The 15,759-nt window shown below is 39.6% G+C and carries 15 protein-coding genes and 1 riboswitch; of the genes, 7 read left to right on the top strand and 8 right to left on the bottom strand.

Features of this window, described 5'->3' with window-relative positions; genetic code table 11:
* Positions 1–157: 157 nt before the first annotated feature.
* Entirely contained in the window at positions 158–1,009 is an 852-nt protein-coding gene (gene ntrB / locus H6G75_RS07585; protein WP_190979331.1) for a nitrate ABC transporter permease, read from the bottom strand.
* On the bottom strand, positions 963–1,085 hold the full coding sequence (locus H6G75_RS33475) for a hypothetical protein (protein WP_277884077.1): 123 nt from the start codon (positions 1,083–1,085) through the stop codon (positions 963–965). Before H6G75_RS33475 ends, ntrB begins: the two co-directional genes overlap by 47 nt.
* Before the next feature lie 20 nt (positions 1,086–1,105).
* A riboswitch (cyclic di-AMP (ydaO/yuaA leader) is annotated at positions 1,106–1,314 on the bottom strand.
* 327 nt (positions 1,315–1,641) lie between these two features.
* On the opposite strand from H6G75_RS33475, the gene H6G75_RS07590 reads away from it, so the two are divergent.
* Positions 1,642–2,832: a sensor histidine kinase gene (locus H6G75_RS07590; protein ID WP_190979332.1), complete on the top strand. Its 1,191-nt coding sequence runs from the start codon at positions 1,642–1,644 to the stop codon at positions 2,830–2,832.
* Positions 2,833–2,914: 82 nt separating this feature from the next.
* The gene (locus tag H6G75_RS07595) at positions 2,915–3,367 is read left to right on the top strand and encodes a hypothetical protein (protein ID WP_190979389.1); all 453 of its coding nucleotides are present in this window, start codon (positions 2,915–2,917) and stop codon (positions 3,365–3,367) included.
* A 15-nt stretch (positions 3,368–3,382) separates the two neighbouring features.
* On the opposite strand, the gene rnc is transcribed toward H6G75_RS07595, so the two are convergent.
* From rnc to H6G75_RS07615, 4 genes are all read right to left on the bottom strand, one after another.
* Entirely contained in the window at positions 3,383–4,066 is a 684-nt protein-coding gene (gene rnc, locus H6G75_RS07600) for a ribonuclease III (protein WP_190979333.1), read from the bottom strand.
* A 142-nt stretch (positions 4,067–4,208) separates the two neighbouring features.
* Complete coding sequence (locus H6G75_RS07605) at positions 4,209–4,664, bottom strand: NYN domain-containing protein (RefSeq protein ID WP_190979334.1); 456 nt, start codon at positions 4,662–4,664, stop codon at positions 4,209–4,211.
* Positions 4,665–5,084: 420 nt separating this feature from the next.
* Positions 5,085–5,666, bottom strand: coding sequence for a Uma2 family endonuclease (locus H6G75_RS07610; RefSeq protein ID WP_190979335.1), 582 nt, complete (start codon positions 5,664–5,666; stop codon positions 5,085–5,087).
* A 5-nt stretch (positions 5,667–5,671) separates the two neighbouring features.
* Positions 5,672–6,109 (bottom strand): secondary thiamine-phosphate synthase enzyme YjbQ, encoded by a 438-nt coding sequence (locus tag H6G75_RS07615; RefSeq protein WP_190979336.1) that lies wholly within the window; start codon positions 6,107–6,109, stop codon positions 5,672–5,674.
* Positions 6,110–6,288: 179 nt separating this feature from the next.
* Here H6G75_RS07615 and H6G75_RS07620 point away from each other — a divergent pair, with 179 nt between their 5' ends.
* Positions 6,289–6,966: an ATP-dependent Zn protease gene (locus H6G75_RS07620; RefSeq protein WP_190979337.1), complete on the top strand. Its 678-nt coding sequence runs from the start codon at positions 6,289–6,291 to the stop codon at positions 6,964–6,966.
* Positions 6,967–7,099: 133 nt separating this feature from the next.
* Here the strand turns inward: H6G75_RS07620 and H6G75_RS07625 are convergent, their stop codons facing one another.
* The gene (locus H6G75_RS07625; RefSeq protein WP_190979390.1) at positions 7,100–7,804 is read right to left on the bottom strand and encodes an actin-binding WH2 domain-containing protein; all 705 of its coding nucleotides are present in this window, start codon (positions 7,802–7,804) and stop codon (positions 7,100–7,102) included.
* Positions 7,805–7,826: 22 nt separating this feature from the next.
* Positions 7,827–9,380: an NAD(P)/FAD-dependent oxidoreductase gene (locus tag H6G75_RS07630; RefSeq protein WP_190979338.1), complete on the bottom strand. Its 1,554-nt coding sequence runs from the start codon at positions 9,378–9,380 to the stop codon at positions 7,827–7,829.
* A 121-nt stretch (positions 9,381–9,501) separates the two neighbouring features.
* Between H6G75_RS07630 and H6G75_RS07635 the strand changes: the two genes are divergently transcribed.
* From H6G75_RS07635 to H6G75_RS07650, 4 genes are all read left to right on the top strand, one after another.
* Complete coding sequence (locus tag H6G75_RS07635) at positions 9,502–9,990, top strand: hypothetical protein (RefSeq protein WP_242051474.1); 489 nt, start codon at positions 9,502–9,504, stop codon at positions 9,988–9,990.
* A gap of 171 nt (positions 9,991–10,161) precedes the next feature.
* Entirely contained in the window at positions 10,162–10,491 is a 330-nt protein-coding gene (locus H6G75_RS07640; RefSeq protein ID WP_190979340.1) for a DUF6464 family protein, read from the top strand.
* Between the two features lie 296 nt (positions 10,492–10,787).
* Complete coding sequence (locus H6G75_RS07645; RefSeq protein WP_190979341.1) at positions 10,788–13,985, top strand: GAF domain-containing protein; 3,198 nt, start codon at positions 10,788–10,790, stop codon at positions 13,983–13,985.
* Positions 13,986–14,512: 527 nt separating this feature from the next.
* The gene (locus tag H6G75_RS07650) at positions 14,513–15,709 is read left to right on the top strand and encodes a site-2 protease family protein (RefSeq protein ID WP_190979342.1); all 1,197 of its coding nucleotides are present in this window, start codon (positions 14,513–14,515) and stop codon (positions 15,707–15,709) included.
* The last annotated feature ends 50 nt before the right edge of the window (positions 15,710–15,759 follow it).

Consider the following 15,759-nt stretch of genomic DNA (forward strand, 5'->3'; position numbering starts at 1 on the left):
CTTCTTTAAGAAGTCGGGGATCTGACCACCTTTTACGAAAGGAGATGATTTTAAGTTCTTGTGGGATGGGTGTCCTCACCCGTCCCTGATATTTTGGGCGGGCAAGATGCCCACCCCACAAGAGTTTTGATTTAATTAGGTAATGTCTTAAATTCTGTTATTTCGCAGTTGTTGGGCGATGAGTGACAAATTCTTGGAGTTTACCAACGGCGAAATCGAGAATTAGTCCAGTTAAACCAATGACAAATACAGCCAGAAAAACAGAACTGAGATTCAACCGACTCCATTCATCCCAAACAAAAAAGCCAATACCAATACCGCCTGTCAACATTTCGACGGCGACAATAACTAACCAAGCAATGCCTAAGCTAATTCGCAAGCCTGTGAAGATATAAGGTAAACTGGCAGGCCAAATAATTTTAGTGATTCTGCGCCAGCGTGGCATTTCTAACACCTGTGCCACATCTATATAATCTTTGGGAACGCTGGCGACTCCCAGGGCTGTGTTAATAATGGTCGGCCACAAGGAGGTGATGAAAATTACAAAAATTGCTGAGGGGTCTGCCAAGTTAAAGATAGCTAAAGCAATGGGCAACCAAGCCAAGGGTGATACTGGTTTAAATATCTGAATAATGGGGTTGAGGGCTAACATTGCTGGCTTAGACATCCCAATGAGAAATCCCAAGGGAATGGCGACGACTGCACCTAACGAAAAACCAATCAACACGCGGCGCAGACTGGCTAGTAACAGCCAACCAATGCCCAAATTACCCGGCCCGCGTTGATAAAAAGGATTTAATATGTAGTCTAAGTTAGCAATTAACGCCTCTGGTGGTGTGGGCATTAATTCATGGTTGACTAAAGCAACTGCCCACCACAGCAAAATAATGCCTAAAAAACCCAGAATAGGTAGAAAGACGACATCTTTAGTAATAATGGGCTTGCTTTTCTGCCATACAGCTTTACCGGCGATCGCCGCGATCGCTGCTAAATTTAATTGCAATATCATATTTAACCTCAGCAGGTTTCAGTACGGGTACAAAAATCTGAGCAGTACCAGCCTTGGACACTGATGAGATCAACACATTAGAAAAATGCTATCTCTTCAGTCTCCTCTCAATGCCTACGAAGTTAGCTGACGGGCTAGGGCTGAGAGATGCCCTTCTTTTAGAGTGCTGAGTAATGAGTGCTGAGTGCTGAGTTCAACTCTTAGTCACTTTTTACTTTTCACTTCTACTAAGATACGCCCCAAAATTTGGTTCCTCCGTTTCAGCGTTACGTACTTTGACGCGCTGAATTAGGCTGACTTACTCGAATTGAAAACAATATAGCGAAATATAACATTGCTGTCCAGTAAAAACAACTTCCAGGGATAGATTCTATTGATTGATATTGCTTAATTTATTTATCCTTTGGGCTATCAATGATGTGTAACAAATATCTACTATTACCTCGTAAGTATTACTCAACAAAAAGCCAAAAAATTCAATCTCAATAGCTAAAATCTATCTCTATAGGTACGTAGTTTCCTACTTGTTATAGTTGAATGATTCGGTTAATTCGGCACCAAAAAATCACCATTCTCGATACACTAGTTCTAGTTACAAATTCCCTCACTAAATCTTTACAAAAATTAACGTAATGGATTTTAGTCTCATACTGGCTGAAAATACTAACAGTATTATTGAGAAATGGGTGGCAGCAGTTCGGCAAGACAGGCAGATTGAAAGTGCTGATGACTTGTCTTATACAGCGATTAAAAATCACATTCCTGATGTGTTTTGCGCCATGATTAGTGTACTTGCCCCATCTCAGGAAAGTGATATCAAGTCGATACTCAAAGCCAGTTGGCAGCATGGGTTATTGCGGGCGGAACAAGGTTTTGACCCAACAGAAATTGCCAGAGAATATCGCTTATTAAGAATAGTAATATTTGATACTTTAGAGTCAGATTTATTGCAAGGAACGCCAGTGGAAATTGTGCGTTATATGCGTTTAATTGATGCTGTAATAGATGAAGCGATCGCACGGTGTTTTAAGAGTTATGTTGAAGAGCGTTTGCGAGAATTAAAGCACCTACATTTATCATTAACTCTGCATAACGAAGAACTAACCCGGTTAATTAATGCTAATCAAGATACATTTTCCCAACTCGCCCACGAATTGAAACATCCTTTAACATCAATTATTGGCTATTCTGATTTATTTTTAAGACAACAAAAACGGAATTATGATATTAAAGACTCTTATACAAATTTAGAACATATCGAGCGAGTATTACGCAATGGCAGACACTTGCTGCGCTTAATTAATGATGTATTAGAACTATCCAGATATGATGCGGGTAAAGTACAACTACAAATCGCGCCTACCAATGTCACAGAATTAGTAATTAATGTGTGTGAAATGTTGGAACCGTTAGCAGAAGAGAAAGATTTACAAATTATTGTAGACTGCGATCGCTGTCCACAAGAAATTTTCACAGATGAATTTCAATTACAACAAGTGATTACTAATCTTATCAGTAACGCCATTCGCTATACAGAGTCGGGTAGTGTCAAGATTAGCTGTCAAATTTTAGACGAAAATACTTGGTCATTTACGGTTGCTGACACAGGAATTGGAATTGCGCCAGAAAACCAAGCGCGGATATTTGAACCCTATTATCGTGTGAGTAAAGGCGATCGCACTTACCTACCTGATAGTACAGGATTAGGGCTGGCGATCGTTTCTCGGTTAGTCAAATTACTCCAAGGCGAAATCAATTTAGAATCTCAGCTAGGCGTTGGTTCCACATTTACTGTAACTTTCCCCTTAAAAATCAATACCTGATAGAAATAATTACATCCTTCACAAGTTCCTCAGATTTTTTCCCTAAATTAAAAGCTGGGCGACTATAAATCGAGAAGGTTTCATCATGCTGAATTATAGAGAACGAATCATTACTCTATGGACAGCATTTCTCCTAGGAACATTGTTTCATACACAACTAGGTTTAATGCCTTTGTTTCATGGTTTATCTGTAGCTGAATCTCAACACGCCTCACAACTGAGTGATATTTCTGTAATTTTGTGGCTGATGTTGGGATTTTTTACACTACCAATATTGGCGATAATTGCTACTTCTTTTACGGAATCTAAACGCTACCGCGTGTCGCATTTTGCATTGACTGTGTTTTATAGCGTTATGAATTTGCTTCATCTTGTAGCAGATTTATTTGTGCAGCCAATTCTGTGGTATCAGATAACCTTGATGGTGATTTTATTACTCATCGGTTTGTTATTAAACCTTGTGTCTTTTCAATGGATGAAAGCACAATCTAGAAGTAATCAACCACAACCAAGGCTAACTTCTCCAAACACTTAGAAGTTATATCAATCTCTACAACATACCTTCTTGTTTCAACTTAGCCAGTGCATTTTCAGCAGCAGCTTTTTCCGCATCTTTTTTGTTACGTCCCTTTCCTTCTCCATACTCTTTACCATCAACAAATACTTTTGCGGTGAATATTGGTGCGTGAGACAAACCACCTACCTGCTTTGTGACGTATTCAGGCGGGTTTATTGTGATATTGCGTTGTACCCATTCTTGAAAACGGTTTTTTGAGTCTACATTTGAGCGAACTACAACAATTTGTTCAGGGACAGAATCAAACAATGGTTCAACAATAGCTCTTACTGCTTCAATATCAGAATTACTATCTAAATAATAAGCACCCACAACAGCTTCAAAAGTGCTACTCAGCAAATTAGGATTTTGAAAACCACCATCTAAAATCGCTCCTCTTCCTAACCGCATTCTAAAATCTATACCAACTTCTTCAGCAAATTTAGCTAATTGCTTTTCATCTACTAATGCAGAACGTCGGCGAGTTAATTCATCTTCTCCCTTTTCTGGGTGGTGGCGATAAAGATATTCACCACTTAAAAAGTTGAGTATAGCATCACCGAGAAATTCCAAGCGTTCATTATGTTCCCCTTCTCCTGGGTTTTCATGAACATAAGAACGGTGAGTCAGCGCATGACGTAAAAGTTTTTCATTCCGAAATGTTAGAAGTTTGTGCATGTTATTTTTAACTTAGTTACAAATTATTGATTTTTAGAAAACTCCGCGATTAGATTGCATCTAAAATATGCAAAAAATCCAAATTGATGTAGTTTACATAAAACCCAGTTTTTCCCGAACTGGGTTTTAAAAACTCTTTCAATCAGTCTAATCTGTTTCTAAATAAATTCTTTAACTCACTTGTATAGTAAAATTTATCAGCAAGAAATTTCAGGCTGTTTCTAACACTTTTTTCCTGAGCTAGAATTACTACTTTTTTACTTTTTAAGTGCAAATCATCAATTAGTATTTCACAATAACTATCTCCAGAAATAAGAATAGATATATCAGAATTATCACAAACACAATCCATGACAATTTTAAAGTCTACAGCATTTTTAAACTTATTACCTACATGAATACAATCAAAATTCAGATTTTCTAAAGCTTTTTTAACTTTACTAGCGTTACACCAATTGCTATAAACTTTTCGGTTATTGATACAACCTAATGAATTAGCTAATAATAACGAATCTTTAGCTATTTTTATGTTAGAGACATTTTGATAGTCCCAATAGATTGAAACTAAAGGTTGCTGCCAGCTTGTTTTTTCAAACATATTCTTACCTGAAGAATTGTGAGTTTTGCTCAACAGCATTCAAAAATCGCCTTTGCTTTAGCAAATAGCTGCATAGAATGTTCATCTTATAAATAAACACCTACACAAAGCCTTTAAGTTAAAAGTTACAAACTTTGCACTTTGTTATGAACAGGAAAGCTAATAGTCTAACGCCTGGGTAGCTACGAGCAAAAGTATTTAACCAAAACCTATTATTTAGCTAAATACTTTAACCCGTAACTACCCAGTTCACAGACTACAAGCTTACCTAGGCATAACAAAGTACAACCTATGTAACCACCAACCTAAGCCTTAGCTCTTGGATGATTGATTGCTGTGCTGCAAAAAATATAACACGTATAATTGTGGTAATGTCAAGTGCATACTGGTAATTTTTTTTATAAAGAAATCTTAAAGTAATTAGTTCTTACTCGAAAATACCTTGCTTAACTCTAAAGATAAATCAGGGAAACAGGGTAACGCTACTACTTGATTAGGTAAAACAATTCGCTTATTTAAATAACCATATTTACCGTGATTGTCTTGATAAGATTCGCTGTAACATTCTAAATAATTATCGAATAAATTAAATATCCAATAATCAGAAATACCAGCTTGAGCGTAAAGAGAAATTTTCACATCTTGGTCATAACTTAATGAAGAGTCGGCAACTTCCATTACTAACAAAACATCAGCAGGGCTAGGATGAGCCGATAGATAATTATCAGGACGGTTTTTGACAATAGCGAAATCAGTTTCAGGCTCACTATTGGGAGGTAAAGTAATTGGTGCTTTAGATTGTAATGTTGCCCTATCTCTTACTAATTTTGGTAGTTCTCGTAATAAATTTCTTAAACAAGTTGCGTGGGCTGTACCCTTACATATAATTTGAATAATTTCCCCGTTGATTAATTCAATATGTTCATCTTCATGAAAAAAGCCTAATTCTGTAAGTTTGTGGTATTCATCCAAGGTGAAACGTTTCGGTTGAATAATATTCATAAGTTTCACTCGCCGGAAATCTGCACAGATACGGTTCGTTGACGCGGCCCATCTAATTCAAAAAATAATACAGATTGCCAAGTTCCTAAAGCTAATTTTCCATCCACAATCGGAATTACTTCACTGGTACTTAACATCATTGCTAGTAAATGAGAATGGGCATTCATTGGCTCATCTTCTGGAACATCTCGTAAATGCAAATCGTTGTGTAAGTAACGGTCTGATGCTGGTGCTAATTTAGCAAAGAATACTTTGATATCTTCTAATAATCTGACTTCATATTCATTGATGGCTAAAGCTGTTGTTGTGTGGCGGGAGAAGACTAAAACTTGTCCGTTTTTGATTGAGGTTTGAGCAATTAAATCTTTGATTTGTGGGGTGATGTTGTGAATATTAATTCCTGGTTCGGTGGCAATTTCGATTAATTGATGAATTATGGGCATTTCTGGAAGTTTAGATATAGAAAAGGGAGACAAGGCGGACAAGGGAGACTAGGGGGAGATTATTGAGGATTGCTATAGAAAAACCCAGTCTATCTATGCAGACTATCAGAAATCCTACTCAAAAATGGAGCGATCGCCCCATAATTAAGAAAGATTAAGCCTGAGTTAAAAAACTGACAATGAGCCAAACAGCCCTCAATTTAGTAGCCATATCAGTCTTTCTGATGACTTTCTCGGTATTGCTGGGGCCATTAATCAACTTATCGCCGACAGTACCAGCACTCGCCACGTTCACCATTTTGGGAATCGCTACTTTAGACAGTTTTAGCTTGCAAGGTAAGGGTGGAACTATCTTGCTAGATTGGATTGCGGGATTTTCGAGTGAACACCGCGATCGCATTATCCACCATGAAGCGGGACATTTTTTGGTAGCTTCGGTGCTGGGTATTCCCGTCACTGGCTACACCCTCAGCGCCTGGGAAGCTTGGCGACAAGGACAACCAGGACAAGGCGGTGTTGCTTTTAATGATGCTGAGTTAGCTGCACAATTAGAAAAAGGTTCGATCAGCGCCCAAATGCTAGACCGTTACTGCACAATGTGGATGGCTGGTATTGCGGCGGAAGCTTTGGTATTTGAACGCGCTGAAGGTGGCGGTGATGATAAAGCGAAGTTGGCGGAAGTCTTAAAAGTTGTGGGTTTTTCTGAGTCAGCTTTTCAGCAAAAACAACGGTTTCATGTTTTGCAAGCAAAAACTCTGTTAGAAGAAAATTGGTCAAGTTATCAAGCTTTAGTTCAAGCTATGCAACAACGTGCTTCTGTGGAAGAATGCCAAAGTGCGATCGCTAGTACAAAATAAAAATATAACGAAAAATTAAGTGTTGGAGATAGGGTGAAGGGGTGAAGGGGTGTATGTATCTAAAACCCCTTCACCCCCACACCCTTACACCCAGTCTCCACAGAAAATCTTTGTGCGTAAATCCTGTAAACTATTAATTTAATCCCAAAAGATAACCAATAGCTTTCATTACACCCAAATAAAAATTACCTTCTCTTTCGCGGAACAGTTGAAAGGGGTGCATTGGGGAACCAAAGAAAGGTCTGAGAGTCCAACCTAATTGGCTACCAACAAAGGCATAAAGAAACAACCAAGATTGTAAAATTCGCTTGCGAGTTTTACTACCATCATCCTCTTGTTCTATTACTATATTGGCTGCTTGGTATAAAGCGGAAATTCCAATAAATCCTGTGATGGCAAAGATTAATACATTCAACACAAGGATAAATTGATAGTTATTGGTGGTGAGCAAGAAAAACAGTGTGATGGGTGCAAAACTAAATAGTAGGACACTTGTAACGGCAACTGCTGTGAGAACTAAAATAAAATGCTGCCCAAAACTCCGCTTGGAACCAAAGATAATATTAGAGAAAAACAGCGTCGGTAGACAAATTAGCAAAGTAATTAAATAAAGTGCGGGTAGTTTTACCGCCGAAGAAATAGCCTGCATCCAACTATGAGAAGAGCCGATAATTGCCCCGTAGATGGCAATAAAAATAGAACTACAAACCAGCAAAGAAATTATCTTACTAGGGATTCTAATTCCTTGCCGAACTTCTTCTAAAAAACCTTGGCGATCGCGCAGTAAACCAATTAACACTGCAAAGTATTTAATACTGCCAGCTTTCCGTTCCATTATGTCATCCTCACAAACATACTATTTAACTTTCATCGCAGTAATCAGCACCAGAACCATACTTCCAAGCATCTATTAAGCGATGCCAGTAATATTGTTGTGGATGTGGTAGGCTCTTAATCCATGTTTCTAACATTGGACTCAGAGTAAACAAGGCAGTGTAAACACCTAAATTTCCATAATGCACCAGCCAATCAAGTAAGTTAACTAAACCAACTTGGGGAATTATCTTGGCAATTAATTTTGGATGAGATAACCCAGTTTTAATTAATGTTTGTGTTAATGCCGAAAACTGCACCACATCTTGCAAAAATGGCTTGAGGACTGGATTACCTAGCTTTTGCATTTCTTCAAATACCGCCGCCAGCAACTGATTAATTTGTTCTGGGGGAATATTTTGATTTACCCCCACACTCATAGCTTTTTGAAATAACCAAGTCACGCTCAAATTTGGTTGATATGGTTGCAGTAATGACAATGCTTGTGCAGATAATTGATTTGTTTGTAGTGCTGCTTCAATCCCAAAAGTTAAACGTTTCAGGTGACGCACCATTGCACCAAAACCACCAAAACTTAACGGCGATTGACTTCCACTGCTATCTCCGGCTGGCAAAATCCGATTCCAGGGGGTTTTGAGTGGACTATCGCGGTAAGTTGGGAAAAAACCAAATAACGCCCGTTGAAATTTTAAATCTGACAATTCTACGCCTTGATATGTGGGCAGTAGGCGCAGATATTCTTCAAATAAAGTTTCTAAACTCAAGCGTTGTGGATGGGCATCCATGTAGGTAAATAAGTAGGTGGTTCTGCCGTCTTTAGCGGGAAAAGCTTCCCAGAAGTATTGGCACTGATTCTGCAAGGATGTAAAGGATAACAACAAATCGCCTGATGGATTTTCCGGAAAACCTTGAGCGCAACTTCCCACAACTAAACATAAAGCATCAGGTTTTTTGCCTTGGCGTGCTTGTTTGCTGATGGGTGAAAGGTGTCCCATTGCATCAATGAGTAATTTAGCAGCAAATTGCTGATTAACAATCACACCATTGGGATGAATGACAACTTCAGTAAAAGGTGTATTTTCTAGTAACTTTCCACCAGCCGCCAGAAATCTATTTTTTAATGTTGCTAGTAAATAAACAGGATCTACGCCAATATTTAGGACGTTTTCTACCCAAATTTCTACACCACCATAAAAACTTACCCTGGCTGGATTATATTGAGTAGCGATCGCACTTTCTAATTCTGCTTTTGTTAACAAGTTTAATTGCAAAAATACTTCTAATTCTTGGCGCGAAATATTCCATTCTTGTTCTCTGCCTTTTAATATTCCGCGCTCCATTAACGCTACACGCAATCCTCTAACTGCTAAAGCACAACCAATTAAAATGCCTAAAGTTCCACCGCAAATAATTACATCCCACTCCAGATAATCTAAATCTTGCTGACTTTCCTTGACTACCGTTGGTATGGGTGCAGTATTTTCTCGAATGGCTGTCAGGATATCATCGGTGCGACGTAATCCCCGCAACACATCACCCGGAAGTTGAGACAGAATTTTTTCGGTTAGTGAACTAGACATACAGCGTTTCTCGGTGGAGTACACTCATGATCGTATCTTTGCGGAATTTGTCTGATTAGTACATTTGTATTAAAATGCTGCTACAATGCCTAACAAGCTCAGTAGCATTAGCAGAGGAACTATGAAAAAAATTGCACATAGTTACAAAAGTTCCATCTTACCTTCCGCATCACAGTCTGCGATCGCACCTTTACAACCGCCAGAAGAAAAAATTATCAGTGGTTGGGAGCGTTTAGTAGCCCAAGCCCAAACTATCAATCAAATGGCCGCAGAGTTAGAAACTGAGATTCTAGAATTAAAAGCGATCGCTGCTACAATCAACAGTCAAAGAAATTATTGGACAGGAAATGGTAAATCTCGTAAAAACGTTTTTAAATACTTTACAGTCAGTATTCCTTGGGTAAAACAAAAGTCAGATGATTCTTTAATTCTGACAACAAGAAAAGTTGATTTATTTCGTGCAGAAAGAGAAGCCGCATCACTCGCACAAAAACTGAGACAGCACAATAAAAACCGCAGATTAGCTGCACAAAAACACCGAAAAAACCCACAAAGTGCGGATATTGAACCAAAAACTTTTTCCTTGGGGGCGCTAATCAACAAATCTTAAAGTTATAAAAATTTAACCGTGGTTCACCCAATCGGTTGTAGCGGTTATGCTGATTGAAGTGGCACTGGTAGTTTTTTGCCAGATGCCACGCCCTAGTTGCATTCTGGCAACAACTAGAATGTCATATCTGGGACGATCAATCAATCAGCGTATAAAAGGGGTAAAAAGAAGGTGTTAAATATAAAGACACTTTTGGTAATTATCGTTGGTTTTTTACCGTCCCTGTTTTCTTTGTGGTTAATTAGGAAAACCCATTTAAGAACAAGGGCGCAGCTTAGACAAGCAGCCATGAATTTTGCCGGGACAAGGGGTAGACACAATACCCAACTTATGGAGGGCGATCGCTACTACTTAGAAGGAGTAGGCTATTTAATTGGTGACATTAGTTGTAAATTTAACGCCCGTTCTGGTTATATTCGTTGCGCTGTTAACCCCTGTGGCCCCTGTCAAGGTTGTCGTTACTACGAGCAGAAAGAATTAACTAGTAGCGAATCAACTTGAAGATGAAAAATTGAAACTCGAATCATAATTTTAATGTGTTTTATCCAACTCAACACTTTGCTCTGCAACGTAAAAGTCTTGTAAAGATGAGAAAATCAGCCCCAAGACATAAGTAGGTCATCGTGAATATTTATAGTCAGGACAAGGCAAGAGGCAGGAAAAAAGAGAGTTTTAAATCAATTTATCTTTCTTAAGATAGTGACTTTTTTCTCACTGACTTACTTGTTGTTGTTATTTGTGAGTCAAAAACTAAAACCGGGAACACTGTAACTAAGTGTTTCATTTTTTAACAGTTTATGGCACCAAATGATGATGATGCGACAACATCTTTACATGAATGTCAAAAACAATTACAACTTGATGTTCAATATCAAAAAATTCTGGCAAGGATTTTAGCTAAAATTCGGGGATCAGTACCGTTAGAATCTTTGTGTTCAACTTCTTGTCAAGACCTTTGTCGCCAGTTAAAGATTGAGCGTGTAGCAATTTACCAGTTCAATTCTGATTGGAGTGGTAGTTTTATTAATCGTTTGGGTTTTGCCGAACCACCTTGGAATACGCTGATTGCTTTTGGTCAAGACTTGGTGTGGCAAGATTCTCATTTACAAGAAACCCAGGGCGGAAGATATCGCACTAATGAGCCGTTTGCCGTAGCTGATATTTACGATGCAGGTCACGCCCGTTGCCATATTGAAGTGTTAGAACAGTTTCAGATTCGGGCGTATGCGATCGCACCTATTTTTGTGGGTGCTAAACTCTGGGGTTTACTGGCAGCTTATCAACACTCGGCGGCTCGACAATGGGAACATCATGAAGTCAAGTTTTTAGCACAAGCCGCCAGTCATTTAGGCATAGCGATGCAGCAAGCCGAAATTATTGAGCAAACCAAACAACGCACCGCCGAACTGCAAGATGCGATCGCTAGACAACGGGCTTTAACAGAAGTCGTCGGGAATATTCGCTCATCAGTCAATACCGAAATTATCCTCAACACAGCTTGCCAAGAACTCTGCAAACTTCTCAAGCTAGAGAGGGCGGCAGTTTATCGCTTTAATGAAGACTGGAGTGGTGAATTTGTCAGCCAATTTGGGATGGTGGAAGCGCAGTGGGATCGAATCAGCCCCTTTGGCAAAAATTTGGTGTGGGAAGATACCCACATGCAAGAAACCAAAGGGGGACGCTACCGCAACAACGAAAGTTTTGTGGTCAACGATATTTACCAAGCTGGTCACTCACGTTGTCACATTGACATTTTAGAGCAATTTAAAATTCGTGCTTATGCCTTAGCACCAATCTTTACTGGGCCGAAACTTTGGGGGCTAATTGCCGCCTATCAGCATTCTGGGCCACGCCAATGGGTAAATTACGAAGTTGAGTTTTTGGGACAAGTAGGAGCGCAATTAGGGGTTGCAATTCAACAAACCGAGAATTTGAACCAATCGAAACAACAAGCAACCGCCTTACAAGAAGCGATCGCTCGTCAACGCGCACTCACAGAAGTCGTCGGCAAAATTCGCTCCTCTTTAGATATTGATTTGATTTTGAAAACAACTTGCCAAGAAGTATGTAAGCTGTTGCGAGTCGAGAGAGTTGGCGTTTATCGCTTTAATCAAGATTGGAGTGGCGAATTTGTGAGTCATTTTGGTATGGTTGAGGCACAGTGGGATAGCATCAATCCCTTTGGCAAAAATCTCGTTTGGGAAGATACTTATTTACAAGAAACCAAAGGCGGACGTTATCGCAACAACGAACATTTTGCTGTCCACGATATCTACCAAGCTGGACACACTCGCTGTCACCTCGATATTTTAGAGCAATTTAAAATTCGTGCCTACGCATTGACTCCCATTTTTGTCGGCAGAAATTTGTGGGGCTTATTGGCAGCTTATCAACATTCTGCACCACGCTACTGGGATACTGTAGAAGTAGAATTTTTGGGACAGGTAGCCAGCCAACTAGGAGTAGCACTGCAAAGTTCTCAAGTGATGACTCAAGTGCAGACTCGCGCCGATGAGCTGCACAAATCAGCAGAACAGCGCCGGATTTTATTTGATTTGGTGGTTAAAATCCGAGAATCATTAGATTTAGAGACCATCCTCAAGACTACAGTACAGGAAATCAGGCGATCGCTCACAGCAGATCGAGTTGGGATATTTCGCTTTGATCCAAATGTGGGTTTTTGTAGTGGCGAATTTATCGCTGAAGACGTACTACCTAAATTCGATTCTGCCTTGTCTGTAAAAGTACAAGACTATTGCTTTGGCGACCATTTCGCACCGCAATATCGTCAAGGCCAAGTGCAAGTAATCTCTGATGTCAACAGCATTGGTTCCAAAGTCCCCCATCTAGATGTCATTGAACGCTTCCAAGTCAAAGCCCAAATTGTTGTCCCCCTCATGGAAGGTGATGAACTCTGGGGTTTGTTGTGCATTCACCAATGCACCCATGCACGTCATTGGGAAGAAGAAGAACTTGAATTTGTCACCCAAGTAGCCGCTCAAATCAGCGTTGCTTTGCGTCAAGCCAACTTATTCCAACAATCTAGTTTACTTGGTCAAACCCGTGAAGAAGCAAATCAACTCGCCCAAGCATTGAACGAGTTACGTACTGCTCAAATGCAAATTATTCACGCCGAAAAAATGGCAAGTTTGGGACAATTAGTCGCGGGAGTTGCCCATGAAATTAACAACCCAATTAATTTTATTTACGGCAACTTGCAACACGCGCACCAATATACTCAAGATTTACTACGTTGCGTAAAACTTTATCGCCAACATCATCCCGATGCTGCACCGGAAATTCGAGAATTTTTTAGCAACACAGAAATCGAATTTCTCTTTGACGATTTACCAAAATTATTTCAGTCTATGCAAGTGGGAAGTGAACGAATTTGTGAAATTGTCGCCTCTTTACGCAATTTTTCTCGCTTAGATGAAGCTGATTTTAAAGTAGCAAATATTCACGAAGGTATTGACAGTACATTGATGATTTTGCAACACCGCTTAAAGCCTTCAGGCGATAGCCCTACTATTCATGTCATCAAAGATTATGATTCCTTACCTTTAATTGAATGCTATCCTGGTCAATTAAACCAAGTATTTATGAATTTGCTCTCTAATGCTATTGATGCTTTAGAAGAGCGAAATGTCCAATCTACTCCTGAATTACTAGCAGCAAAACCTAGCGAAATCCGGATTTCTACTGCCCTAATGAATAAAGACTGGATTTCGATTCGGATTGCTGATAATGGATTTGGTGTAGAAGAAAATATCCTGGCGCGATTGTTTGACCCATTTTTTACAACTAAAGTTGTTGGTAAAGGCACAGGGCTAGGGCTTTCTATCAGTTATCAAATTGTTACAGATAAACATAAAGGTAAGATATATTGCCACTCAGAACTTGGCAAAGGTTCTGAGTTTGTAGTTGAACTACCAATTCGTCAGGTAACAAATAGTAAATCGATAGCTAAAATCAATCCCTCCGAGCCACAATAGTTAATGTTAAGGTGCGTTATGGAAAATCTTCCTAACGCGCCACAAATCTTTGGCGATGCGGTACAGGTAAAATGTGAAGTATAGCAAAGTGCTGAGTGGAAACTCAGTATTCTTATAGTAATCATATTTGATTTGTGAAAATTGAGAGGCTCATATCCCCGACTTCTTTGAGAAGTCGGGGATCTTTTGGCTTACGAATAATTTAGGAATGCTATGTATTCGTTTAGTTGATAAATTACATCAAGCTATTAAGTATAAAGTCCTAAATCCGCAACATCCAAACGCCCAAATATTTTTTACATGGTTTAAAAATCTCTACAATTTATAATCGTGTATTTTGCGCTTTCTAAGGAGCGATCGCCGATATGTTTGTAAAATATTAATGGTAGGCATCGCTGTTTTAATGTAACTTCTAATACATAAATTATTTAGTGTAAATAAAACGATTTTCCCACCTAGAGGAGTTGTGAAATTCCTTGTGGGTGAATAAAGTGAACTGGGGATGATTGTAGATTTAGGACAATGTAATGCAAACAAATTGGAAAATTGGGACTTTATTTGGCATCCCGTTGTTTTTAGACCCTTTGTGGTTTGTGATTTTAGGACTCGCAACTCTCAATTTTGGTGTGGCTTACCAAGAATGGGGGTCTGTCATCGCCTGGAGTGCTGGGATAGTGATGGCATTGCTGCTATTTGCTTCGGTATTGTTACACGAATTAGGTCACAGTTTGGCAGCGCGATCGCAAGGTATTAAAGTTAATTCCATCACCCTATTTTTGTTTGGTGGGATTGCGGCAATTGAAGAAGAATCGAAAACTCCTGGTAAGGCCTTTCAAGTAGCCATCGCCGGGCCTTTGGTCAGTGTGGGGTTGTTTTTCTTATTACGGCTGGTAGCAATTTTCATCCCTGAGACTAGTCCGCTCAGTATGATGGTGGGAGATTTGGCGAGAATTAACTTGGTTGTCGCCTTATTTAACTTGATTCCTGGCTTACCGTTGGATGGCGGTCAGGTGTTAAAAGCGGCACTGTGGAAAGTTACAGGCGATCGCTTTCAAGCAGTACACTGGGCTGCAAGATCAGGGCAAATTCTGGGTTATGCGGCGATCGCGTTAGGATTTGCGGTAGACTTCTTTACAAGAGAATTAGCACTCGGTTTGTGGATTGCGCTGATTGGTTGGTTTGGGATTCGTAACGCCAACACCTACGACCGCGTGACTACCTTACAAGAAACTTTGTTGAAAATGGTCGCTAGTAGTGCGATGACACGCGACTTTCGCGTAGTTGATGCTGGCCAAAGTTTACGCGCCTTTGCTGACGCATATTTATTAGAAAGTGCTGCACCACAAGTTTATTTTGCTGCATCCGATGGTCGTTATCGTGGTCTGGTGGCGATTGAGGATTTGCGCTTAGTCGAAAGAAGTGAATGGGAAACCCTCACTCTGCAAACTATTGTTCATCCTCTCACAGAAATACCAACAGTCCCCGAATCAACTGCGATCGCAGAAGTGATTAACAAACTAGAAAATGAACAGTTACCACGTATTACTGTACTTTCTCCGGCTGGTGCGGTAGCTGGCGTAATTGACCGGGGTGATATTGTGAGTGCAGTTGCACAAAAGTTAAGTATTCCATTCACCGATGTGGAAATTAAGCGGATTAAAGAAGAAGGTAGTTATCCGCCGGGTTTGCAGTTGGGAGTAATTGCTAAGTCTACTGTTAATTAAATTTTTAACCGCCGATAAACGCGGATGAATGCAGATAGTTCAGGAAGATG

It is taken from the genome of Nostoc sp. FACHB-280 (assembly GCF_014697615.1).
Lineage (GTDB): Bacteria > Cyanobacteriota > Cyanobacteriia > Cyanobacteriales > Nostocaceae > Nostoc_B.

What these genes read in the sequence shown, in the direction of transcription:
- ntrB (WP_190979331.1), bottom strand. Translation starts at nt 1,009, where the DNA reads ATGATATTGCAATTAAATTTAGCAGCGATCGCGGCGATCGCCGGTAAA.
- H6G75_RS07590 (WP_190979332.1), top strand. Translation starts at nt 1,642, where the DNA reads ATGGATTTTAGTCTCATACTGGCTGAAAATACTAACAGTATTATTGAG.
- rnc (WP_190979333.1), bottom strand. Translation starts at nt 4,066, where the DNA reads ATGCACAAACTTCTAACATTTCGGAATGAAAAACTTTTACGTCATGCG.
- H6G75_RS07605 (WP_190979334.1), bottom strand. Translation starts at nt 4,664, where the DNA reads ATGTTTGAAAAAACAAGCTGGCAGCAACCTTTAGTTTCAATCTATTGG.
- H6G75_RS07610 (WP_190979335.1), bottom strand. Translation starts at nt 5,666, where the DNA reads ATGAATATTATTCAACCGAAACGTTTCACCTTGGATGAATACCACAAA.
- H6G75_RS07615 (WP_190979336.1), bottom strand. Translation starts at nt 6,109, where the DNA reads ATGCCCATAATTCATCAATTAATCGAAATTGCCACCGAACCAGGAATT.
- H6G75_RS07620 (WP_190979337.1), top strand. Translation starts at nt 6,289, where the DNA reads ATGAGCCAAACAGCCCTCAATTTAGTAGCCATATCAGTCTTTCTGATG.
- H6G75_RS07630 (WP_190979338.1), bottom strand. Translation starts at nt 9,380, where the DNA reads ATGTCTAGTTCACTAACCGAAAAAATTCTGTCTCAACTTCCGGGTGAT.
- H6G75_RS07635 (WP_242051474.1), top strand. Translation starts at nt 9,502, where the DNA reads ATGAAAAAAATTGCACATAGTTACAAAAGTTCCATCTTACCTTCCGCA.
- H6G75_RS07645 (WP_190979341.1), top strand. Translation starts at nt 10,788, where the DNA reads ATGGCACCAAATGATGATGATGCGACAACATCTTTACATGAATGTCAA.
- H6G75_RS07650 (WP_190979342.1), top strand. Translation starts at nt 14,513, where the DNA reads ATGCAAACAAATTGGAAAATTGGGACTTTATTTGGCATCCCGTTGTTT.